Source organism: Ralstonia sp. UBA689 (assembly GCF_002298975.1).
In the GTDB taxonomy this organism is placed as follows: domain Bacteria; phylum Pseudomonadota; class Gammaproteobacteria; order Burkholderiales; family Burkholderiaceae; genus Ralstonia.
Window position 1 is genome coordinate 24,227 of the sequence record NZ_DBMV01000046.1, and the last position, 21,612, is coordinate 45,838.

A 21,612-nucleotide genomic window follows, 5' to 3' on the forward strand; every position below is an offset into this window, starting at 1 on the left:
CCTCGTGCTCGGCGCGAACTCCACGACTACAAGAACGAGGAGACTCATGGACTTGTCGATTGCCGCCATCCTGGCGCAGGACGGCGTAACGTCAGGTGCGATCTACGCGCTGCTGGCGTTGGCGCTCGTGCTGGTGTTTTCCGTCACGCGCGTGATCTTCATCCCGCAAGGCGAGTTCGTGGCCTATGGCGCGCTTACGCTGGCGGCCATTCAGGGCAACAAGGCGCCGTTGTCGGCCACCATGCTGGTGGTGCTTGGCGTGCTGACCTTCCTGTTTGAAATGGGCCGCACTTTGCGGCAGCCCGAGTTGCGCCTGCATGCGCTGCGCACGGGTGCCATCTACGCGGTCAAGTACCTCGCGTTTCCGCTGGCGGTGTATGCCGCGGCCGCAGTGTTGGCGCCGATGGCGCTACCGCAGGCCGTGCAGGTGGCGCTCGCACTGCTGATCGTCATCCCGATGGGCCCGATGATCTATCGCCTGGCCTACGAACCGCTGGCCGAAGCGAGCACGCTGGTGCTGCTGATCGTCTCGGTGGGCGTGCACTTTGCGATGGTGGGGCTGGGCCTCGTGATGTTCGGCGCGGAAGGCTCGCGCACGGATGCGTTTTCCGATGCGCGCTTCGATCTGGGCGCGCTCACCGTGTCGGGCCAGAGCCTGTGGGTGGTGGCAGTGTCGGCGCTGATGATCGTGGCGCTGTACTTCTACTTTGGCCGCACTGTGTCGGGCAAGGCGCTGCGCGCCACCGCCGTCAACCGGCTGGGGGCGCGGCTGGTGGGCATCGGCACCACGCAGGCGGGGCGGCTGGCCTTCACGCTGGCGGCGGCGCTGGGCGCGTTGTGCGGCATCCTGATCGCGCCGCTCACCACGGTCTATTACGAGTCGGGCTTCCTGATCGGCCTGAAGGGCTTCGTGGGCGCCATCGTCGGCGGGCTGGTGAGCTATCCGGTGGCGGCGCTGGGCGCGTTGCTGGTGGGGCTGCTGGAATCGTATGCATCGTTCTGGGCGTCGGCGTTCAAGGAGGTGATCGTGTTCACGCTGATCATCCCCGTGCTGCTGTGGCGATCGCTCACCACCAAGCACGTCGAAGAAGAGGAATAAGCCGATGACCACGTTGACCAAATCTTCCGAGAACAACACGCAACGCGGCTGGCTTTCTCGCAACCGCCTGTTGACGTCGGTGTTTGTGATCGTGCTGGCGCTGCTGCCCGTGCTGCCAACGCCTGAGTTCTGGATCACGCTGCTGAACTACATCGGGCTCTACAGTCTTGTCGCGCTGGGGCTGGTGCTGTTGACGGGCGTCGGTGGGCTGACTTCGTTCGGGCAGGCGGCGTTCGTGGGCCTGGGGGCGTACAGCACGGCGTACCTGACGACGCAGTATGGGCTGTCTCCGTGGCTGGGTTTGCTTGCGGGGCTGGTGATCACGGTGGTCTGCGCTTACGTAATCGGCATCATCACGATGCGCATGTCGGGCCATTACCTGCCGCTGGCGACGATTGCCTGGGGGCTGTCGCTGTTCTTCCTGTTCGGCAACCTGGAGTTCCTGGGCAAGTACGACGGGCTCAATGGCATTCCGGTGCTGAACGTGCTTGGCAAATCGCTGCAGACCGGGCGCGAGATGTTCTACCTGATCTGGGCCGTGGTGGTGGTGGCCGTGCTGGCGGTGCAGAACCTGCTCAACTCGCGCCCGGGGCGCGCCATCCGCGCGCTCAAGGGCGGCGGCACGATGGCCGAGGCGATGGGCGTGAACACGGCGTGGATGAAGGTCGTGATCTTCGTGTGTGCAGCGGTGCTGGCGTGCATTTCGGGCTTTCTGTATGCCCACTTGCAGCGCGCGGTGAACCCGACGCCGTTCGGCCTGAACTACGGCATCGAATACCTGTTCATGGCCGTGGTGGGCGGTGTGGGCCACGTGTGGGGCGCGGTGCTGGGCGCGGGTCTGCTGACCATCCTGAAGGACAGTCTGCAAAGCATCCTGCCGAAGCTGCTGGGCTCCAACGGCAATTTCGAGATCATTGTATTCGGCGTGCTGCTGGTCCTGCTGTTGCAATACGCGCGCGATGGCGTGTGGCCGTTCATCCGCAAGCTGTTTCCGTCGGCGCCGACGGCCCACGCGCCAGATGATGCGCCGGCGTTGCCGCTACGCGAGAAGCCGAAGGCCGGCGAACTGATTCTCGACGTGCGGGCTGCACGCAAAGAGTTCGGCGGGCTGGTGGCCGTCAACGACGTGAGCTTCCAGGTCAAGGCCGGCGAGATCATCGGTCTGATCGGGCCCAACGGCGCGGGCAAGTCGACCACCTTCAACCTCGTCACCGGCGTGCTGCCGGTCACGCGCGGCGAGGTGCTTTACCGTGGCGAGCGCATCAGCGACAAGCCTTCACGCGAGATCGTCAAGCGCGGCATCGGTCGCACCTTCCAGCACGTGCAGTTGCTGTCTGGCATGACGGTGCTCGAAAACGTGGCGCTGGGCGCCCACCTGCGTGGTGACTTTGCCGCGCAGGGCGGGGTGCTCGCCAGCGTGGTGCGCATGAACCAGGCCGAAGAGCAGAAGCTGCTGTTCGAAGCGCGCCGGCAGTTGGAGCGCGTGGGCCTGGCCGATTGCATGTACCAGGAGGCTGGCAGCCTGGCGCTGGGCCAGCAGCGGATTCTGGAAATCGCCCGCGCGCTGTGCTGCGACCCGGCGTTGCTGCTGCTGGACGAGCCCGCCGCCGGCCTGCGTTACAAGGAAAAGGAGGCGCTGGCAGCCCTGCTGACCAAGCTGAAGTCTGAAGGTATGAGCGTGCTGCTGGTCGAGCACGACATGGATTTCGTCATGAACCTGACCGACCGGCTGGTGGTGATGGAGTTCGGCACCAAGATCGCCGAAGGCCTGCCGCAGGAAGTGCAGCAGAATCCGGCGGTGCTGGAAGCCTACTTGGGTGGCGTGGAATAAGGAGAACGCGCATGTCAGTCATTCTCGAAGTGAAGGACCTGCACGTCCGTTACGGCAAGGTGGAAGCGCTGCACGGCGCCAACCTGAAGGTAGGCGCGGGCCAGATCGTCACTGTCATCGGGCCGAACGGTGCGGGCAAGTCGACCATGCTGGGCGCCATCATGGGGGCGTTGCCAACCACGGGATCAGCCAATGGCGTGGTCTCGTACCTGGGCCACAACCTGACGGGGCTGCCGGTGGAGAAGCGCGTGGCGCGCGGCATGTGCCTGGTGCCGGAAAAGCGCGAGCTGTTCGCCACCATGAGCGTGGAAGACAACCTCGTGCTCGGCGCCTACCGCCGCAAGCGCGCCGGCGAGCGCAACTACCTGGATCAGATGGACGTGGTGTATGACCTCTTCCCGCGCCTGAAGGAGCGTCGCGCGCAGGAAGCGGGCACGCTCTCCGGTGGCGAACGCCAGATGCTGGCCGTGGGCCGCGCGCTGATGGCCAAGCCGCAATTGCTGATGCTGGACGAGCCGAGCCTCGGCCTCGCGCCGCTGATCGTCAAGGAGATCTTCCACATCATCAGCGACCTGCGCAGAACAGGCGTGGCGACGCTCCTGATCGAGCAGAATGCGCGCGCCGCCCTGCAAGTGGCCGACTATGGCTACGTGCTGGAAACGGGCGACATGACGCTCGAAGGCCCTGCGGGGGAACTGGCCGTCAACCCGCGCGTGATCGAGACCTATCTGGGGCTCGCGAAGAAGGCGGCCTGAGGTTCGTCAGGCGCCACGATCAATCGTCGTCGTCGTGACGATGGTGGTGATGATGTTCGCGCCATTCGCGTTCGCGCCAGCGTTGCTCGCGCCATTGCCGCTCACGCCAGTCTTCGTAGTAGCCGGGGGCAACCACCACCGGCTGCGGCTCGACGTACACGGGTTGCGGGGCGTAGACAGGGGGCGGTGCATACACCGGGGCGGGGGCGACATAGACCGGCGCGACCGGAATGCCAATGCCGACATCAACATTGACGCGAGCCAGCGCGGCTTGGGATGACAACGCCGCCATTGCGGCCAGCGCGCACAGCGCCACATTCTTCTGCATGGTGGAACTCCTCGACAGGGCTGCACTGTAGTCGAGTGGCGCGCGTGCAGTCTTGCAGAAGATATACCGGTGTTACGAAATGTAACGATGCGAAATCCGAGAGGTCAGGGAAGCCTGCGTTCCATCAGTTCGGCGTCGTCACCGTAGATGGCGCGCAGCGTCTGCAATTGGCTGGGTTCGATGGCGGCGGGCTGATAGCCGAGGCGGCGCCAGAATGCATCGGCGCCTTGCACGGCCACCAGGCGAGATTGGCGCAGGCCCTGCGCCTGGGCAGCGGCACGAGCCATCGCGTAGAGCCGCTCACCAAGGCGCTGGCCACGGCCGGCTGGCGCAATGGCCATGTCGTGCACGAACCAGAGCACGTCAGCCGCATCCGCGGCCGGCAGCGGCACGTGCAACTTGGGTGGCGCCCATGCGTGCCACGCATGCGAGAGCAGGTAGCCGACCACCTGGTGGCCGTTCAACGCAACCAGGCACATGGCCGGGCTGCGCGCCCAACGGCTGGCAAGCGCCTCGCCAGGTTCCAGGAACCCATCGCCATAGCACGCCTGCTGCACGGCCAGGATGCCGGGCAAGTCTCGGGCGGCGGCAGGGCGGATGACGAGTTCGGACATGGCTGGCGCAGTGGGCGGGAGGTGGCCGGAAAACCAGCGAGTCTACCGGACGCTCCCGGACCATCATGCCGTTTGCGCATAACCTGCCTGCAAATCGCTATTCGCGGTGCGGCGCACGTATCCTGTAGATTCGTTGGCAGGGCAGTCCCGCCCGGCTTGAATCTCTCCTCCCCAGCATGTCCCGAATCGTCTTCCTGAACGGCCAATACGTGCCGGCCGCCGAGGCTACCGTCTCCATCATGGACCGTGGCTTTACCTTTGCCGATGGCATTTATGAAGTGACCGCCGTGGCGCGCGGCAAGCTTGTCGACAGTGATGCGCACCTCGCGCGCCTGACGCGCTCGCTGTCCGCCATCGACATCAAGAACCCGTACACCGAGGCCGAATGGACGCGCGTGTGCGAGGAGCTGGTGGCTCGCAACGGCCTGGAAGAAGGCGTGGTCTACATGCAGGTCACGCGCGGCGTGGCCGAGCGCGACTTCGGTATTCCTGCCAGCATCACGCCGACGGCCGTGGCCTTTACCCAGGTCAAGACCATCGTCGACAGCCCGCTGGCGAAGAAAGGCGCAACCGTAGTGACGGTGCCCGACCTGCGCTGGAAGCGCTGCGACATCAAGAGCGTCGGCCTGCTGCCGCAGGTGATGGCCAAGCAGATGGCCGCCGCCGCCGGCGCCCATGAGGCCTGGATGACCGACGGCGACCGCGTGACCGAAGGCGCGTCGTCCACCGCCTTCATCATCACCGCAGACAAGCGCCTGATCACGCGGCCGCTGTCCAATGCCGTGCTGCCTGGTATCACGCGCGTCTCGGTGCTGGCGCTGGCGCGTGAGCACGGCCTGACGCTGGAGGAGCGTGCCTTTACCGTGCAGGAAGCCCAGCGGGCGGCGGAGGCGTTCTATACGAGCGCGTCGACGTTCGTGATGCCGGTTGCCTCCATTGACGGCGTGAAGATCGGAAACGGCCAGCCCGGGGCGCTCACGCAGGCGCTGCGTGCGCTGTATCTGCGCTTCGCGGGCATCGCTACCGCCGAGATTGCCGAGCCCGCCAATCAGATGTGACGAGAACGGCTGGGCTTGCACGGTAGAATCACCGGCTGAGTTTTTTGCAGCTAGGCGAGACATCCCATGAAGACAGGAGGCTGGCGCCGGCAAGGCGCCATCGCGGCGACCGCCCTGGTCGTCGCGCAATGGGCCGCGATGCCCGTGTTCGCTCAAACCGTATCGCCGTCGGCGGCTGCGCCGGCGGTATCTGTGGCCGCCGATGTGGTATCCATATCCGGGCAAGCCGGTGCTGATGCGCGCTGGCGCCGCTTCGTGGGCGCTACCGGCGTGGTGTCCTATGTTGATCGGCAATCGGTCAAGCCGCAGGTCGACGCCGGTGCTGGCACCAGCGACATGCCCACCGTGCACTTCCGGCTGCTGCGCAACGTCCTGCCCGATTTCACGATCAAGACGTCGGACGGCCAGCCGATCCGCTCGTCGGTCAAGCAGGTGGTGCTTGACTGCGCGCGACGTACCTACACGGTGATTGCGCAGACGCTCTACCGCGCACGCAACGCCACCGGCAAACCGCTCTACCAGATTCATTACGGCGACGACGCGCAAAGCCGCTCGCTGCGCGAGGGCAGCGTGTTCGACTGGATCGCGGGCCGCTTCTGCACGGCAGGCCAGTAGTGAGCCAGTAATGCAAGGCGGCACGCATGCCGCCTCGGCCCTTCAGATCGGCGCTTCTTCCTCTTTGTCGACATCTTCGCGGCCCCGCGCGTAGGGCTGCCGCTCCTGTTCGAGCTCCGGATACCGGCGCGAAGCGAAGCCCATGGCGGCTTCATAAGACACGAACTGGTTCGATTCCGCGGCCACGCCGTCGTTGACCAGAATCGCGTACCACTTCCCGTATAGCGGTCCGTACACCACGACCTTGCTTTTCATTGTCTCGTATCCCTGTCTTTTGTCTCGATGGCCGGGTGCCGCGGTTCGCGCGGCGTCGGCGTCTCGGGCTATCCGGCCGTCAGATCGTGACGCACCGCCAGCGGTGTTGCAGGCGGACGATGATTGCAGCGAGATGCATGCACGTCAACGTTTGCGTTGGGCGCAATGTTCTAATACGAATCGTTGAAAATGTGCTTTGGCAGTTAAATTTTGCGAAATTGACATTGGCGATGTGCGCTCTCTTAGGTTCTCGGGCGCGCTGCATGTCGCGTATGAGGCTACAGGCCGGAGTGCTGTTTCGCCTGGCCAAGGAAAGCGGTGTGGTGCTGCTGCCGGGCAACGGCTTCGGCACGCTCAACCCGTCTGTGCGTGTGTCGCTGGCCAACCTGAACGAGCCGGACTACATCCGCATCGGCAGCAACGCTGCAGCGCCCGCTGGAGGAATAGGAATACCACCGGCGTTTGGTCGAGTGAGGCGGCAAGTAACGCGTCAGCAGAATCAATGATCAGGCCGGCACGCTCGTGCCGGCTACGCGGGCCTGCTGCAGCACGGCGGGTTCGTTGCCCGATTCCACATAGTCGGCAAAGCGGCGGATGCAATCCGCCACCCAGTCAGGGCGACGCAGCGGCAGCCAGTGGCCCGCGTCGATCTCGTGCCGCCAGTAGTGCGGCACCCACGCCTCGACGGCGCGCGTGACGGCTGGGCTCACGTAGTGGTCCCGCGTCGGCACGATCAACTGCACGGGCGCATGCGGTGCGCGCACCTGCGGGCGTGCCAACCGCTCACGGAAGTTCGCGCGATACATCTGCACGCCATTGCACGCGTCGCGCACTAGCGTTGGCCGCTGTCCTACGCCGCGGATGCCTTCCGTCTTGCGCAGCCACCACGGCCACGCGCGCGCCACCCACAATCGCCACGACCATTCCGGCACCACCGGCAGGTGGAAATAACCCACGTACCAAGACTGCAGCCGCTGCTTCCACACGGCGCGCTTGGCCGCCCACGTGCCGGCATTGAGCTGCGCGCGCATCCAATGGCCGACGTGGTCCAGGCAAGGCCCCGAGATCGATGTGTACGACGCGATGCGCCCGCGCAGGCGGTCGGTGGTCACCGATTCCCAACTGTGGATGGAGCCCCAGTCGTGCCCGACCAGGTGGAAGCGTTCGCCAGGCAGCAGTGCATCGGCCACGGCGGCAAGGTCGTCGGCGAACAGGGGGATGCGGTAGCCGGCGATATCGGCGGGGGCGTCCGACAGGCCCGCGCCGCGCGCGTCGAAAGTGAGGACGCGGCAATGGCGCGACAGCGCATCGCGCACGCCGTCCCACACCGAGCTGTCGTCCGGATAGCCGTGGACCAGGACGACGGCGGGGCGCTCACGGGCGCGGGCGTCCTTCGGGTCTTGAGGCTGGGTCAGGCGCGCGTGCAGTCGGATGCCGCCGGAATGCACCACATGAGATGACTGCGCGGCGCCATTTTTCGGGCGCTGGGAATCGGTGGGCGTGAGCATCGGCGGACCTCCATGTCGATCAGATTGCGACATTGATCGATGGCATGGTGGAACCGGCATCACCGTTTGACAATGCGTGACTTTCCCAACGTTGCGTGTGCGCGTCGCAACAAACTTCGTGCTTTCCTTGGAAAATCTCCATAGAATGCGAACGCGAATTGTTCCTATTACTATTAATCGAATCATTTAGGTTGGCCGCAGCGCCGCCGGCATCAGGGAAATGCAAGAAAGAGAACATGGAGGAGACGGCGTGTGCGCCCGCCGAGTGGTGCGCGTGTCGTGGCACGCAATGTGGCTGGCAGCGTGCACAGCGGTCGTTGCGGCTTGCGGTGGCGGGGACGGTGGCAGCAGCAGTCAGTCGACGCCGTCCTCGGGGCTCTCGCCGATGGCGCAGGTCGGCAAGCAGATCTTCTTCGACCAGGCGTTCTCAGCCTCGGGCAAGCAGTCGTGCGCGTCATGTCACGATCCGGCGCGCGGGTTTACTGACCCGAACAACCTGGCCGTGTCGTTCGGCGGGCCGAATGGCGATCTGCCGGGTTTGCGCAACACGCCGTCGCTGAACTACGCGTCGTACACGCCCACCTTCCAGACCGACAACACCGGCAAGACCTTCGGCGGCTTCTTCCGCGATGGGCGCTCGCCGTCGTTGATGGATCAGGCACAGCAGCCGTTCACCAACGCGTTCGAGATGGCCAACGCCTCGGCCGACGACGTGCTCAAGACGCTGCTGACGCGCCCGTACATCGACCAGTTCACTGCCGTCTTTACCAAGGCAGGCGTCCAGGACAGCACGACCGCCATGCAGAGCATCGGCCGCGCGCTGGCCGCCTACCAGTCCGAAGACCCGAGCTTCCACACCTTCGACAGCAAGTTCGACGCGTACCTGGCAGGCAAGGCAACGCTGTCCGATGCTGAAATGCGCGGCCTGTTGCTGTTCAACAACCCGACCAAGGGCAACTGCAACGCCTGCCATATCTCGACGGGCAAGGGCACGACGCCGGCGCTGTTTACCGACTTCACCAACGACAACGTCGGCATCCCGCGCAACTGGAGCATTGCCGCCAACCAAGAAGGCACCACGCTGCCGTACGTGCCGAAGAACGGCCTGGCGCTGGGCGATCCGAACTACAGCTATTACGACATGGGCCTATGTGGCCCGCTGCGGACCGACTTCCGCGTGGGTGGCCAGACATGCGGCCGCTTCAAGGTGCCGACGCTGCGCAATATCGCGCTCACGCCGCCGTATTTCCACAACGGCGTGTTCCAGACGCTGGACCAGGTGGTGGCGTGGTACGTCACGCGCGATACCGACCCTGGCCGTTGGTACGTCAAGGCCGATGGCACGCCCGACGTTCCGTACAACGACCTGCCGGTCGCCTTTGATGGCAACGTGAACGTGGCGGAGGTGCCGTACAACCCGGCCAAGGCGCCCTCGCTGACGAACCAGGAGATGAGCGACATCGTGCATTTCCTGTGCACGCTGACCGACGGGTTCGATCCGGCCAATCCTTCCGCTTACCGCGTGCCGGCGCAATGCGGCTCCACCGCCGCCAGCGTGGGTGCCGCACGCATCCAGACCGTCTCGGCCACTGGAGCCACAGGCGCCAAGACGAGCAGCACCAAATAAACCATTCAAGACGCCAAGGGAGTCACATCATGAAGCGAACCGCCTTGTCGGCTGCGGCCGTCATTGCGCTGATGGGCGCGGGCGCGGCCAATGCCGCCACCTCCGCGCAACTGGAGCAGAGGCTGGATGCGATGGCCGCGCAGATCGAAGCGCTCAAGGCCGAGCTGAAGGAAGTGAAGGCACAGAATGCGACGCTGGCCACGCAGCAGCAGACGCAGGCCAAGGCCCAGGAGCAGCAAACCGCGGCGTTGCAGGATGTGCAGCAGACCGTGCAGACCGCGCAGCTTGCCTCGACCAAGCCGTCGCCGCTGGACAACCTGACGCTGTGGGGTTACGGCGAAGCCAACTACAGCCGCCCAACCCGCCACTCCGAAGACACCAGGTTCGACCTCTCGCGCGCCGTGTTCGGCATCGGTTACCGCTTTAACGACAAGACGCGTTTCAACTCGGAATTCGAGGTCGAGCATGCAATTGCATCGTCGACCGATTCGGGTGAATTCGAGGTCGAGCAGTTCTACATCGACCACAAGCTGACGGACAAGATCGGCCTGAACGCCGGTCTGTTCCTGATCCCGACGGGCTTCATCAACCGCAATCACGAGCCGACCAACTACTACGGCGTGCATCGTAACTTTGTCGAAACGCTGATCATCCCGAGCACGTGGCGCGAGGGTGGCCTGTCGCTGTACGGCGATACCGATTTCGGTCTGAACTGGAACGTGGGCCTGACCACTGGCCTGGACCTGGCCAAGTGGAACTTCAACCCCGAGAACCCGCCATTCAGCTCCGCGCTGGAGATGCAGAACAACGGCGCCGGCCCGCTGCAGCAGACCCACCAGGAACTGGGGCTGGCAAATGCGAAGAACCTGTCGCAGTACGTGGCGCTCAACTACACCGGTATCTCGGGCCTGACGCTGGGCGGCTCGGTTTTCACGGGCAAGAGCAGTCGGTCGAGCACCGAAGCTGTGCTGCCTGAACAGCGCGCCACACTGTACGAAGCGCATGCCCGCTGGACGCCCGGCAAGTGGGATCTGTCCGCCCTGTATGCGCGCGGTTTGTTCAGCAATACCGCTGTCATCAACCAAGCGAACCCGGGGGCGGCCAATCCGATGCCAGCGGCGTTCTACGGCTGGTTCATGCAGGCGGCCTACAACGTGTGGCAGAAGGGTGACTACCGCTTTGCGCCGTTCGTTCGCTACGAGCGCTACAACATGGGCGAGAAATACGCGGGTCTGGCGCCGGGCTTTACGTTCCCCGCAGGCTGGCCGTCGCTGTCCGACACGGTCTACACCATCGGCGCGAACTTCTACCTGAACCCGAATGTGGTCTTCAAGGTCGATTACCAGCGCTTCAAGCAGAATCGCGATTTCTCGCGGGTGGACCTGGGCTTGGGCGTATCGTTCTAAGTGGCGTCAATCCGAAGAACCGAAGGAGGTGCAAGCCATGCGTTACCAGCCAGTGCCCATTGTTCTCGTGTGTGCCGCCGCCATTGGCGCGCCGGGAATCGTCGTCACGAAGGCCTTTGCGGCGGACTACATGTCCGCTGCCGAGGCTCAGAAGTCGATGTTTCCCCACGCCACCAGCTTCGAGCCGGTGCCGCTCGCGCTGTCGGCCGATCAGCTCAGGCAGTTGGCTGACCGCGCCGGCGGGCAGGCCAAGCCCGGTGCCTGGCGTGCGTGGCAAGCCAGGCAGGGCGATAAGGCGATCGGCTACGTCGTCACCGACGCCGTCATCGGCAAGTTCGAGCTGATCAACTACGCCGTGGGCCTGAACCCGGCGGGCGAGATTACCGGCGTCGAGATCCTTACGTACCGTGAGAGCCACGGCTACGAAGTTCGCAACAAGCCGTGGCGCACGCAGTTCTTGGGCAAGTCGGCCAAGTCGGCGCTGCGCATTGGCGACGACATCAACAACATCAGCGGAGCGACGCTGTCGTGCACGCACCTGACCGACGGCATCCGACGCATCGCGGTGATGGCGCAACTGGCGCTCGTCAAGAGCTGAGGCGAGTGGTGGAGTCTGTCGTCTTCCGGCGTGCGCGGCCGCTGCTCGGTACGCTCGTCGACATACAGGCAGAAGGTCCCGATGCAGAGATGGCCGTGGCGGCGGCATTCAACGAGATTGCCGCCGTGCATGCATTGCTGAGCTTCCACACGCACGACAGTGAGTTGCAGACGGTCAATCACGCAGTGCCCGGTGCGCGGCTGCATGTCGATCCCCGAACGCTCGCCGTTCTGCGCTTGGCTGGCGCGCTGCATGAAGCATCGGCGCGTGCCTTCGATTGCCGTGTCGGAACGCCGGAACGCTTGGCCGACACGCGCTTTCCAGTCGCCTTCGAAGGCGATGTGCTGCTCAAGCTGACCGATGCGCCGATGGATCTGGGCGGCATCGCCAAGGGGTTTGCCGTCGATCGTGCAGTCGAGGTGATGCGTGATTTCGCCATTGACCGCGCCGTCGTCAACGCTGGCGGCGATCTGCGCCACCACGGTGCGCGTCCGATGACGGTGCAGGTGCGCGACCCGCGCAACGCGGCACGCATCGCAACCACGGTGATGCTCGACAACGCGGCATTGGCCAGTTCGACGGCAGGTGGTCTGGGCGCCGATGCAGAGAGTGCTTCGCGACTCCACAACGCAGCGCGAACCAGCTTGCCGGCGCTTGCTGGGGCAACCGTGCTGGCGCCGACCTGCATGCTGGCCGATGCGCTGACCAAGGTGGTATTGGCCACGGGTGACGTTGCGCATCCACTGTTGGGTCAGTACGGCGCGGCGGTGGCCGTATACTCCGCGGGTTAACCGGTTGCTTCGTCCGACATGTCTGCGCCCCGTTTTTCCCACCATCTGCGCGAAAGTGCGTTCCGCCTGGGCCCTCGCCGGCGTTGGGCGGTGTATGGCGTGTTCGCCTTGCTGCTGGTGACGGGCCTGGTCTGGCTGGTGCTGCATTTCCTGGATGACGGCAGCGAGGGCGGCATGCTGGCGCTGGCATGGAGCATGAAGCTGCATGGCGCGGCCGCCATGGCGGGCCTGTACCTCTTCGGCATGCTGTGGGGCCCGCATATCCGCAACGCGTGGGTACGGCGGCGCAATCGTGCGGCGGGCGCCGTGTTTAGTGCGTTGACGGCGGTGCTGGTGGCAACCGGCTATGCGCTGTACTACGTCAATGGTGAGCTGCCGCGCCAGAGTGCGGAGATCCTGCATTGGGTGGCGGGCGTGGTGGTGTGCATTGCGCTGTGGGTGCACATCGCGATCGGGCGCAGGCGGCGCAGGGCTGCGTCGGCGTTCCAGATGTAGCGTTCAGGCGGTCGACTCAAGGCCGTCCTGCAGCAGCGGTGTTGCGGCCGCGAATTCAGCCAGATGCTCCAGCAGCGTGCGCACCTTGCGCGGCAATTGTTGCTGTGGCCACACTGCATAAATGGGGCGCTGCGGCGTGCGCCACTCGGGCAGCGCACGCACCAGGCGGCCGCTCTCCAGCGCTTCGTGGCATAGCGTGCGCGGGCAATACAGCAGGCCTTGTCCCGCTTCTGCCAGCGTGACTGCCAGCTCGATGTCGTTCACGTCGCATTGCCCCTGGGGCTGCATTTCGATGATCTCGTTGCCGTCGGGCGAGGTGAAGCGCCATGTGGAGATGGGCGATGCCACCAACAGCCGATGCGCTGCCAGTTCGCGCGGGTGCTCGGGCGTGCCGCGGGCCGCCAGATAGGTGGGCGACGCCACCAGCACGATCCCGATCACGCCCAGCCGGCGCTGCCGCAGCTTCGGGTCGTCTTGCGGGCCGACGCGGATGGCGAGATCCGCGCCGTGCCGCCATACATCTTCGTTGCGGTTGCTCAGAGACAGTTCCAGCCGAATCTCCGGCCACGTCGCCATGAAACTGGCATACGCCGGCCCAAATAGCCCGCGCGACAGGTTCAGCGGGGCCAGCACGCGCAGCGTGCCCTTGACCTGGTTGAGATCGTCGTCGAGCGTGGCGGTGGTCTGCGCGAGCGCGGTCAGCAGCGGGCGGCATTGCTCGTAATAGAGCTGGCCCTCGGGCGTGGGTTTCAGGCTGCGGGCGCTGCGTAGTAGAAGCTGGCAGCCGAGCGAAGCCTCAAGCTTTTGCAGGCGCCGCGTGAGCGTGGCCGGGGGCAGGTTGGCGTGGCGGGCTGCGGCCTGCAGGCTGCCGTGCTCCACGATGGAAACGAAGAGGGCCAAGTCGTCAAACATGATTCCATTTTCGGAATTTAAGTTTCAATAAACGTATGTAGTTTCTTGAAACGCGGTTGTCTAGCATACCGTCAATCACATTTGATGGCTCTACAGGAGAACCGCCATGTCGACGCCCACTCGCCTACGTGTCACTTTTGCCTGGTTGATGTCCGGCCTGATGTCGCTCTTGATGACAGGCTGGATCGGCTGGATCAATGCTGGCTTCGGCCCTGACTTTTTCGCCCGCTGGCCGCATGCCTTCGTGCTGGCTTGGCCGGCCGCCTTTACCATCGTGCTGATCGCTGCGCCGACGGTGCAACGCCTGACGCAACGCCTCGTGACGCCCTGATCCGCAGAAAAGAAAACGGCCCGCCAGGAGGGCCAGCGGGCCGGAGAATTGACAGCAGGAAAGACCGATCAAATCGGTACAACGAACAGGCTGGCGGCGTGCAGAAGTCCCGTTCGCAACGTCGCCAACCGAATCGCGCCTTGCAGTATCGACGCGGCAATCTTTCGGTCGGGTGCGGCGCGGATTCCCCAATCACGCCGAACGCCCGCCCTTGCCGCGCAATGCTGCCAAACGCGACTACCTGACACCCGACCGATTCCACCGTGCACACCGGTGGAGATCGATCATCGCCAAGCAGTGGCTGCACTGTATGGCCCGCATGCTTTCGTCAAACTTTCGGGTGGCCTCGGGACTTACCCGCATGTGCATGCCGATACTGCATGCCCTGTGTCAGCGAATTCACATCCCCCCTGGCAAAATGGCGGCCTCACCACACGGACTGCCCACGATGCCCGCACCCGCAGACTTGCTGATCCGGCCCATCCGCCAAGACGACTTTGCCGCCTGGAAACCGCTCTGGGACGGCTACAACGCCTTCTACGGCCGCGCTGGCGACACCGCCTTGCCCGACATCGTCACGCAGACGACGTGGCAGCGCTTCTTCGACGAGCAAGAGCCCGTCTACGCCATGGTCGCGGAGCGTGATGGGGTGGTGCTGGGCATCGTGCATTTCCTCTTTCATCGCAGCACGACGCAGTTGCAGATGACGTGCTATCTGCAGGACCTCTTCACCGCGGAAGCAGCGCGCGGGCAGGGCGTGGGCCGCGCGTTGATCGAAGCGGTCTACCGCCGTGCGGCAGAAGCCGGCCTGCCGCGCGTCTACTGGCAGACGCACGAGACCAACGCCACCGCCATGAAGCTCTACAACACCGTTGCCGAAAAATCGGGCTTTGTGGTCTATCGCAAGTTCCTGTAGCGGCGCGATCAGATGCGGTCATCGTGCGTTCCGGCAAAGCGCCGTGCGATCTTGATATCGCTGTGAGGGCCTGATCGGCAGACTGTCCTCACGCCGCGACGCCTGCGGCGCAACCGATCGCACAGGAGCACACGATGTCTGCCACCGAAGGACGCCCGCCGTTTCCGCCGTTCACGCTGGAATCCGCCACCCAGAAAGTCCGCCTGGCCGAAGACGGCTGGAACAGCCGCAACCCGGAGAAGGTAGCGCTGGCCTATACGCCGGACAGCCAATGGCGCAACCGCGCCGAGTTCGTCACCGGCCGCTCGCAGATCGTCGCCTTCCTCACGCGCAAGTGGCAGAAGGAACTCGACTACCGCCTGATCAAGGAGCTGTGGGCTTTCGGCGGCAATCGCATCGGTGTGCGCTTTGCCTACGAGTGGCACGACGATTCCGGCAACTGGTACCGCTCGTATGGCAACGAGAACTGGGAGTTCGATGCGCACGGCGTGATGCAGCGCCGCTATGCGTGCATCAACGATGCGCCGATCAAAGAGTCCGATCGCAAGTTCTTCTGGTCGCTGGGCCGCCGCCCGGATGACCATCCGGGTTTGTCGGATCTGGGCCTATGAGGGTGCGATGCCCGGCTTCGGCCGGGCGCGGCATGTTCAGTCGCGCAGACCGTCGCGCGTGTGACGTCGCCAGATCGACGGGCTGTCACCCACGTGCCGCTTGAACACGGTCGAGAAATGCGCCTGGCTCTGAAAGCCCACCGCCAGCGCGATATCGACGATGGTCGTTTCGCTTTGCACGAGCAGGAGCTTGGCGCGCTCGATGCGCCGGTGCAGCAGGTAGTCGTGCGGGCGCACACCCGTCGCCGCACGGAACTGCGCTGCGAAGTGCATGCGCGTCAGGCCCACCGCGCGGGCGATATCTTCCAATCGCACTGGCCCGGCCAGGTGGGCGTCGACATAGGCCGCCGCCAGCCTCAGGCGCCACAGCGGTAGCGGTGCCGGCCGCGTGCGTGTTGGTTGCACGATGGGGCGGCAATCGGTGAGGATGGCGGGCAGCGCGGTTGTCACGAAGTCAGTACATGATACAGGTCTGTCTACATGATTGAGTAGACAGGTCTGTCTGTCAAGACCATACTGCCGTCATCCCACCTGAAGGCATCGACATGACCAAGGCAGCCGAAACCCTTTCCGCCCGTGAGCGCATCATGGAAACGGCCGAGCGCCTGTTCCTGCAGGAAGGTTATCGTGCCACCGGGATCGACCGGATCATTGCCGAATCCGGTGTGGCGAAGATGTCGCTGTACCGGCATTTCCCGTCCAAGAGCGACTTGATTGCCGCCTTCCTCGAAGCGCGCCATGAACGCTGGATGGCATGGTTTCGCGAAGCGACGGAAGCGCGCCTGACCAAGCGTGCCGATCTGGATGTGTTGGCTGACGTTCTGGCGCACTGGTTCCAGACCGACACCTACCGCGGTTGCGCGTTCATCAACCTGGTGGCCGAATCCGGCGCCGAAACCGGCGATGCGCAACTGATGGAGAAGGCTGTGGCGCACAAGGCGGACCTCGCCGCCTATCTGGCCGAGCTGGCCAAGCGCCTTGGCTATGCACGCCCGAAAGCCATTGCCGAAGAAGCATTGCTGTGCGTGGAGGGCATGATCGTGCGCTATCAGATGACCGGCGACCGTGCGGCCATCGATGCCGGGCGGCGCCTGCTGGCCCGTTTGCGCTAAGACCCACGCCGGGCGCGCCATCCGACCGACCGACCGGCTTCAGGCGCTAATTTTCCCCACAAAAGCATAGGGTAATCCCGCATCTGCGATTTCGAAGGCGCGGTCTATAGTTGCACCTGTGTTTCAGATATTAACAAGCGTTTTATAGGTAAAACAAGCGAAACGTGATGGAGTCATGATGAACTCGACAGCGATGCAGCCGCAATACAACCCCGAACTCGCTCCGTGGGAGCCGGTTTCCCCCAACAATATCGCCGGCAAGGGCCGCATCGAGCGCCCCGGCCACGTTGCCAATCTGGTGTGGCAAACGCGTGCGGCCGAGCCGACCACCTATGAGAACCAACTGGCCGATTCGCTGGAAGCCGCATTTCTGGGTGGTGCGCAGACGCCGGCCGAGATCGTCGTCGTGCTGAACGAACGTGGCCCGCGGACCCCCGCCGGCGAGGCGTGGACGGAGAACGCCTTCCTGGCCGAGATGCGCCGCCTGGGCGCCTGAGCCCAGAGCGGTTCTTTCATCCGAATTGATGCCGCATCGCCCACAGAGGCGGCCGGCCCAACCCCATCAAGCGAGGCAAGCAATGGAAGGCAACAAGGAAGCGCTGAAAGACAAGCGCATCAACACCGGTCTGCGCAACTACTGGTACCCGGTGGCTGCATCGTGGAATGTCAAGAACGCCCCGGTGGGCATTACCCGCCTGAGTCAGAACATCGTGCTGTGGCGCGATGCCGATGGGCAGTTGCATGCGCTGGAAGACCGCTGCCCGCACCGCGGCGCCCGCCTGTCGATGGGCTGGAATCTGGGCAACCGCGTGGCCTGCTGGTACCACGGCGTCGAGGTGAACGGCGATGGCGTGGTCGAGAGCGTGCCGGCGGTCGATAGCTGCAGCATGGAAGGTAAGAGCTGCGTGCGCAGCTACCCGGTGCAGGAGCGCGCCGGCGCCATCTTCTTGTGGTTCGGCGACAAGGCGCCCTCCGAGTTCGACGAAGCCGTCGGCACGTTGCGCCTGCCCGAAGAACTGACGAACGACGAGCACAGCCACTTCCTCTGCTTCGCGCACTGGAACGTCAACTACCGCTATGCCATCGACAACGTCATGGACCCGATGCACGGTGCTTACCTGCATGCTGTGTCGCACTCGATGGCCAGCGGTGACAAGAAGGCCGAGATGGAAATCATCGAGACCGACACCGGCATCATGTTCCAGAAGACCGGCCAACGCGGCGTGAACTTCGATTGGACCGAGTTTGGCGAGACCGGCACGATGTGGCTGCGTCTGTCGATTCCGTATCAGCCGAAGGTGGGCCCGGGCGGCCCGTTCACCATCGTCGGCATCGCCACGCCGGTCGATGAGGAGCACTGCATGGTGTTCTTCTGGCGCACCCGCAACGTGCAAGGCTGGCAGCGCGACGTGTGGCGCTTCCTGTACCGCAATCGCCTGGAAGGTCTGCACTGGGACGTGCTGGAGCAGGACCGCGTGGTGCTCGAATCCATGGCGCCGAACGCGCGCGATCATGAGATCCTGTACCAACACGACATCGGCGTGACGCGCATCCGCCGCGTGCTGGCGCGCCGCGCGGCTGCCGAACTGGCTGACGAGCCGGTTGCCATGCTCAAGCCCGTTTCCGCGGAAGCCCACCATGCCTGAGCGCAATCAAACCGCCGGGTTGCTGGCCGGCCGCAAGGTGCTCGTGACGGGCGCCGCGCGCGGGCTGGGGTTGGCCTTCGCCAAGTCCATTGCTGAAGCCGGTGCCGCTGTTGCTCTGGCCGACATCCTGGGCGCGCGCGTGCAGGAAGAGGCTGCGGCGCTGCGTGCAGCCGGCTTCAACGCGCATGGTTTTGTACTGGATCTGGGCGATCCGACCTCCGTTCAAGCCTGCGCTGCGGCGGCAACCGAAGCGCTCGGCGGTCTGGACGGGTTGGTCAACAATGCGGCCATCACCAACTCAGGCGGGCGCGACGCATCGTCCATCGACGTGGACACCTGGGACCGCGTGATGAACGTCAACGTGCGCGGCACCTGGCTGATGACGACGGCCTGCCTGCCGGCGCTCAAGGCTTCCGCCCGTGGCGCCATCGTCAACCTGGCTTCCGACACGCCGTTGTGGGGCGCGCCCAACCTGCTGGCCTATGTGGCGAGCAAGAGCGCCATCATCGGCATGACCAAGTCGCTGGCGCGCGAATGTGGGGCGGACGGCATCACCGTCAACGCCATCGCGCCGGGCCTGACGCTGGTGGAAGCCACCGAATACGTGCCTGCGCACCGGCACGCGCTGTACCGCGACCAGCGTGCCATCTCGCGCGACCAGGTGCCCGACGACGTCTGCGGCGCCGTGCTGTTCGCGCTGTCGGATCTTTCCCGGTTCGTGACGGGCCAGACGTTGGCCGTCAACGGCGGTTTTGTCATGCACTGACGTGACCACATTCTGCAACCACACACCACAGAGAAGAGGTATTCGATGAGCGATCTCTCCGAACAACAGCAAGTGCAGCGCACGTGGGACCGTCCTGAGGGCGCGTCGTTTGAAGAGTGGATGAACAGCCGTGTGGCGCGCTTCTCCACCCGCCGCTACGACTGGGACGCCCTCAAGTTCCAAGCCGATTACGATCCGAAGTACCGCCGCGCACAGATGCGCTACCTGGGCACGGGTGGTACGGGCGTGGCCGCGGACACCAACACGGTGCCGTCGGAGCACTTTACGTTCTCGACCATGATCATCCCGGCAGGCCATGAAGGCCCGTCGCACCTCCACACGGATGTGGAAGAGGTGTTCTTCGTCCTGCGCGGCAAGCTCAAGCTGATCCTGGAGAAGGACGGTGAGCGCTACGAGACCATCCTGACCGACCGTGACCTCGTTTCCGTGCCGCCGGGCGTGTACCGCGAAGAGATCAACATCGGCGAGGAAGACGCGCTGATGTGCGTGATGCTCGGCGCCAAGAAGCCGATCACGCCGACGTATCCGCCCGAGCATCCGCTCACCAAGATCAAGCGTTGATGCCATGAGCGCGCAGGCTGTCATGTCTTCCTCCGCTTTCCGTGTTGCTGACGCCCTGGCGGTGCTTGGCGCGGAGTTTGCCGAACGCACGGTCACGATCAATGAGCGGCGCGATCGTATCGGCTACCGGCAGTGGGGCGAGCGCGGGCCGCTGGTGGTGCTGCTGCATGGCATCAGTTCCAGCGCCGCGTCGTGGCTGCCCTGCGCGCGCGTGCTGTCGCAAACCATGCGCGTGCTTGCGTGGGATGCGCCGGGCTACGGCAACTCGACGCCGCTCGAACAGGCGGAGCCGCGTGCGGCCGACTATGCCCTGCGTTTGCAAGCGTGGCTTGCAGCGTTGCATGTGAGGCCAGACGTGATCGTCGGTCATTCGCTGGGTGCGTTGATGGCCTCCGCGTATGTGGCCGAAGCACCGGCGGCGATGCAGCCGAACAACCTGCTTCTGCTGAACCCCGCACAAGGTTACGGCCAGCCGGGGCAGGAAGAGAAGTCCCGTGCGGTGCAGGCTCAGCGTCTGGCAACGCTCGATTCGCTTGGCATCAACGGCATGGCCGAGTCGCGCCACGCACATCTGCTGCGCCCCGATGCCACGGGCGAAGAACGTGCCTGGGTGCGCTGGAACATGGCGCGCCTGAACGACGGCGGCTACCGCCAGGCGGTTGCCATGCTGAGCGGTGACGACATCGGCGCCTACTTGCGAAAGCGCCCGACATCCGTATCGGCCCGCGTGGCCTGCGGTGATGTCGACGGCATCACGCCGCCGGCTGGCTGCGCAGCGCTGGCCCAAACATTTGGCGTGCCGTTCGCACTGGTGCCGGCAGCTGGGCACGCCTCCTATATCGATGCACCTGAAGCGGTTGCGGGCTGGATCGAGCAAGCCGTTATTCCCAATCCTCAAAACGCCTAGACACCTAAGGGCCAAGACGTATGAGCAGCGACCTCATCCCAGAAGACGTGCAGGAGAAGTACATCGTTCCCGGGCTCGAACGCGGCCTGCGGCTGCTGTGCGAGTTCAGCCATAAAGACCGGGTGTTGTCCGCGCCGGAGCTGGCGCGCCGGCTGAAGGTGCCACGCTCGACGGTGTTCCGCTTGCTGACCACGCTCGAAGTGATGGGCTTTATCGAACGTGTGGATGGCGGCCGCGATTTCCGTCTCGGCATGGCCGTGCTGCGCCTGGGTTTTGAATACCTCGCCTCGCTGGAACTGACCGAGCTCGGCCGCCCGCTGCTCGATCGCCTGCGCGACGATATCCACTACCCGTGCAACCTCGTGGTGCGCGATGGCCGCTCGATCGTCTATGTGGCGAAGTCGGTGGCGCCCACGCCGTTCACAAGTTCCGTCAACGTCGGTACGCGTCTGCCCGCGCATGCCACGGTGCTGGGCCGTGTGCTGCTGGCGGATCTGTCGCTGGCCGAACTGCGCCAGTTGTATCCGGAGTCGCAGTTGGAATTGTTCTCTGCAAACACGCCGCGCACCGTTGAGCAGTTGTTCGAACTGGTCCAGCGCGACCGCGAGCACGGCTACGTGCTGGAAGAGGGCTTCTTCGAAGCCAACATTTCGACGATTGCCGCGCCGGTGCTGGACCGCGCCGGCAAGGTGGTGGCTGCGCTCGGCACGACGATCCCGTCGCCGCGCATCGAGCCCTCGCAACTCGACCCGATGGTCGACAAGGTGCGCGCCGCCGCCGGTGAGCTGTCGTACCTGCTGGATTACCGTCCGGCTGAGGCCAAAGTCGTCAACCTGTTTCGGGAATGAC

Annotated in this window: 27 protein-coding genes; 21 read left to right on the forward strand and 6 right to left on the reverse strand. The window is 64.6% G+C overall.

Annotated elements, in window-relative coordinates; translation table 11 throughout:
- Positions 1 to 46 precede the first annotated feature (46 nt).
- The 3 genes from B4F51_RS23430 to B4F51_RS23440 are packed head-to-tail and all read left to right on the forward strand — an operon-like array spanning position 47 to position 3,685.
- Positions 47 to 1,099, forward strand: a complete 1,053-nt coding sequence (locus B4F51_RS23430; protein WP_296229176.1) for a branched-chain amino acid ABC transporter permease — start codon at positions 47 to 49, stop codon at positions 1,097 to 1,099.
- A 4-nt stretch (positions 1,100 to 1,103) separates the two neighbouring features.
- Positions 1,104 to 2,930 carry an ABC transporter permease subunit gene (locus B4F51_RS23435; protein ID WP_296229178.1) on the forward strand — a complete coding sequence of 609 codons (1,827 nt, stop codon included), beginning with the start codon at positions 1,104 to 1,106 and terminating at the stop codon, positions 2,928 to 2,930.
- 11 nt (positions 2,931 to 2,941) lie between these two features.
- On the forward strand, positions 2,942 to 3,685 hold the full coding sequence (locus tag B4F51_RS23440) for an ABC transporter ATP-binding protein (protein ID WP_296229180.1): 744 nt from the start codon (positions 2,942 to 2,944) through the stop codon (positions 3,683 to 3,685).
- Positions 3,686 to 3,704: 19 nt separating this feature from the next.
- Here the strand turns inward: B4F51_RS23440 and B4F51_RS23445 are convergent, their stop codons facing one another.
- Both B4F51_RS23445 and B4F51_RS23450 read right to left on the reverse strand, forming a co-directional pair.
- Entirely contained in the window at positions 3,705 to 4,013 is a 309-nt protein-coding gene (locus tag B4F51_RS23445) for a hypothetical protein (RefSeq protein WP_296229182.1), read from the reverse strand.
- 104 nt (positions 4,014 to 4,117) lie between these two features.
- A complete protein-coding gene (locus B4F51_RS23450) occupies positions 4,118 to 4,627 on the reverse strand; it encodes a GNAT family N-acetyltransferase (protein WP_296229184.1) in 510 nt (169 codons plus the stop codon).
- Positions 4,628 to 4,803: 176 nt separating this feature from the next.
- On the opposite strand from B4F51_RS23450, the gene B4F51_RS23455 reads away from it, so the two are divergent.
- Both B4F51_RS23455 and B4F51_RS23460 read left to right on the forward strand, forming a co-directional pair.
- A complete protein-coding gene (locus B4F51_RS23455; protein ID WP_296229187.1) occupies positions 4,804 to 5,685 on the forward strand; it encodes a D-amino-acid transaminase in 882 nt (293 codons plus the stop codon).
- A 66-nt stretch (positions 5,686 to 5,751) separates the two neighbouring features.
- The gene (locus B4F51_RS23460; RefSeq protein WP_296229188.1) at positions 5,752 to 6,300 is read left to right on the forward strand and encodes a surface-adhesin E family protein; all 549 of its coding nucleotides are present in this window, start codon (positions 5,752 to 5,754) and stop codon (positions 6,298 to 6,300) included.
- Between the two features lie 42 nt (positions 6,301 to 6,342).
- On the opposite strand, the gene B4F51_RS23465 is transcribed toward B4F51_RS23460, so the two are convergent.
- Positions 6,343 to 6,555: a hypothetical protein gene (locus B4F51_RS23465; protein ID WP_296229190.1), complete on the reverse strand. Its 213-nt coding sequence runs from the start codon at positions 6,553 to 6,555 to the stop codon at positions 6,343 to 6,345.
- Positions 6,556 to 6,692: 137 nt separating this feature from the next.
- Between B4F51_RS23465 and B4F51_RS23470 the strand changes: the two genes are divergently transcribed.
- Entirely contained in the window at positions 6,693 to 7,061 is a 369-nt protein-coding gene (locus tag B4F51_RS23470) for a hypothetical protein (protein WP_296229284.1), read from the forward strand.
- On the opposite strand, the gene B4F51_RS23475 is transcribed toward B4F51_RS23470, so the two are convergent.
- Positions 7,062 to 8,063 (reverse strand): alpha/beta fold hydrolase, encoded by a 1,002-nt coding sequence (locus B4F51_RS23475; protein WP_296229193.1) that lies wholly within the window; start codon positions 8,061 to 8,063, stop codon positions 7,062 to 7,064.
- Between the two features lie 385 nt (positions 8,064 to 8,448).
- Here B4F51_RS23475 and B4F51_RS23480 point away from each other — a divergent pair, with 385 nt between their 5' ends.
- Genes B4F51_RS23480 through B4F51_RS23500 form a run of 5 tightly spaced genes read left to right on the forward strand, consistent with a single transcriptional unit; the run spans position 8,449 to position 12,980 of the window.
- Positions 8,449 to 9,690 (forward strand): cytochrome-c peroxidase, encoded by a 1,242-nt coding sequence (locus B4F51_RS23480; RefSeq protein ID WP_349676327.1) that lies wholly within the window; start codon positions 8,449 to 8,451, stop codon positions 9,688 to 9,690.
- Between the two features lie 29 nt (positions 9,691 to 9,719).
- Complete coding sequence (locus tag B4F51_RS23485; protein WP_296229194.1) at positions 9,720 to 11,096, forward strand: porin; 1,377 nt, start codon at positions 9,720 to 9,722, stop codon at positions 11,094 to 11,096.
- 37 nt (positions 11,097 to 11,133) lie between these two features.
- The gene (locus tag B4F51_RS23490; RefSeq protein WP_296229196.1) at positions 11,134 to 11,694 is read left to right on the forward strand and encodes an FMN-binding protein; all 561 of its coding nucleotides are present in this window, start codon (positions 11,134 to 11,136) and stop codon (positions 11,692 to 11,694) included.
- Between the two features lie 8 nt (positions 11,695 to 11,702).
- The gene (locus tag B4F51_RS23495; protein ID WP_296229198.1) at positions 11,703 to 12,485 is read left to right on the forward strand and encodes an FAD:protein FMN transferase; all 783 of its coding nucleotides are present in this window, start codon (positions 11,703 to 11,705) and stop codon (positions 12,483 to 12,485) included.
- Positions 12,486 to 12,503: 18 nt separating this feature from the next.
- Positions 12,504 to 12,980, forward strand: coding sequence for a hypothetical protein (locus B4F51_RS23500; RefSeq protein WP_296229200.1), 477 nt, complete (start codon positions 12,504 to 12,506; stop codon positions 12,978 to 12,980).
- A 3-nt stretch (positions 12,981 to 12,983) separates the two neighbouring features.
- Here the strand turns inward: B4F51_RS23500 and B4F51_RS23505 are convergent, their stop codons facing one another.
- Entirely contained in the window at positions 12,984 to 13,892 is a 909-nt protein-coding gene (locus tag B4F51_RS23505) for a LysR family transcriptional regulator (RefSeq protein ID WP_296229203.1), read from the reverse strand.
- A 106-nt stretch (positions 13,893 to 13,998) separates the two neighbouring features.
- On the opposite strand from B4F51_RS23505, the gene B4F51_RS23510 reads away from it, so the two are divergent.
- The 3 genes from B4F51_RS23510 to B4F51_RS23520 all read left to right on the forward strand — a co-directional run bounded on the left by B4F51_RS23510 (position 13,999) and on the right by B4F51_RS23520 (position 15,750).
- Positions 13,999 to 14,223, forward strand: a complete 225-nt coding sequence (locus tag B4F51_RS23510; protein WP_296229204.1) for a DUF2798 domain-containing protein — start codon at positions 13,999 to 14,001, stop codon at positions 14,221 to 14,223.
- Between the two features lie 448 nt (positions 14,224 to 14,671).
- Positions 14,672 to 15,139, forward strand: coding sequence for a GNAT family N-acetyltransferase (locus B4F51_RS23515; RefSeq protein ID WP_296229205.1), 468 nt, complete (start codon positions 14,672 to 14,674; stop codon positions 15,137 to 15,139).
- Between the two features lie 134 nt (positions 15,140 to 15,273).
- Complete coding sequence (locus B4F51_RS23520; RefSeq protein ID WP_296229206.1) at positions 15,274 to 15,750, forward strand: nuclear transport factor 2 family protein; 477 nt, start codon at positions 15,274 to 15,276, stop codon at positions 15,748 to 15,750.
- A 36-nt stretch (positions 15,751 to 15,786) separates the two neighbouring features.
- Here the strand turns inward: B4F51_RS23520 and B4F51_RS23525 are convergent, their stop codons facing one another.
- Positions 15,787 to 16,200 carry a helix-turn-helix transcriptional regulator gene (locus B4F51_RS23525; RefSeq protein ID WP_414706816.1) on the reverse strand — a complete coding sequence of 138 codons (414 nt, stop codon included), beginning with the start codon at positions 16,198 to 16,200 and terminating at the stop codon, positions 15,787 to 15,789.
- Between the two features lie 95 nt (positions 16,201 to 16,295).
- On the opposite strand from B4F51_RS23525, the gene B4F51_RS23530 reads away from it, so the two are divergent.
- From B4F51_RS23530 to B4F51_RS23560, 7 genes are all read left to right on the forward strand, one after another.
- Positions 16,296 to 16,862, forward strand: a complete 567-nt coding sequence (locus tag B4F51_RS23530; protein ID WP_296229207.1) for a TetR/AcrR family transcriptional regulator — start codon at positions 16,296 to 16,298, stop codon at positions 16,860 to 16,862.
- 178 nt (positions 16,863 to 17,040) lie between these two features.
- Positions 17,041 to 17,358 (forward strand): recombinase-like helix-turn-helix domain-containing protein, encoded by a 318-nt coding sequence (locus B4F51_RS23535; RefSeq protein WP_414706818.1) that lies wholly within the window; start codon positions 17,041 to 17,043, stop codon positions 17,356 to 17,358.
- A gap of 82 nt (positions 17,359 to 17,440) precedes the next feature.
- The gene (locus B4F51_RS23540; RefSeq protein ID WP_296229208.1) at positions 17,441 to 18,508 is read left to right on the forward strand and encodes an aromatic ring-hydroxylating oxygenase subunit alpha; all 1,068 of its coding nucleotides are present in this window, start codon (positions 17,441 to 17,443) and stop codon (positions 18,506 to 18,508) included.
- On the forward strand, positions 18,501 to 19,274 hold the full coding sequence (locus B4F51_RS23545; RefSeq protein ID WP_296229209.1) for an SDR family oxidoreductase: 774 nt from the start codon (positions 18,501 to 18,503) through the stop codon (positions 19,272 to 19,274). Before B4F51_RS23540 ends, B4F51_RS23545 begins: the two co-directional genes overlap by 8 nt.
- Before the next feature lie 45 nt (positions 19,275 to 19,319).
- Positions 19,320 to 19,856, forward strand: a complete 537-nt coding sequence (locus tag B4F51_RS23550; RefSeq protein ID WP_296229211.1) for a cupin domain-containing protein — start codon at positions 19,320 to 19,322, stop codon at positions 19,854 to 19,856.
- Positions 19,857 to 19,860: 4 nt separating this feature from the next.
- A complete protein-coding gene (locus B4F51_RS23555) occupies positions 19,861 to 20,763 on the forward strand; it encodes an alpha/beta fold hydrolase (RefSeq protein ID WP_296229213.1) in 903 nt (300 codons plus the stop codon).
- A 20-nt stretch (positions 20,764 to 20,783) separates the two neighbouring features.
- Positions 20,784 to 21,611: an IclR family transcriptional regulator gene (locus B4F51_RS23560; RefSeq protein ID WP_296229215.1), complete on the forward strand. Its 828-nt coding sequence runs from the start codon at positions 20,784 to 20,786 to the stop codon at positions 21,609 to 21,611.
- Position 21,612 lies beyond the last annotated feature (1 nt).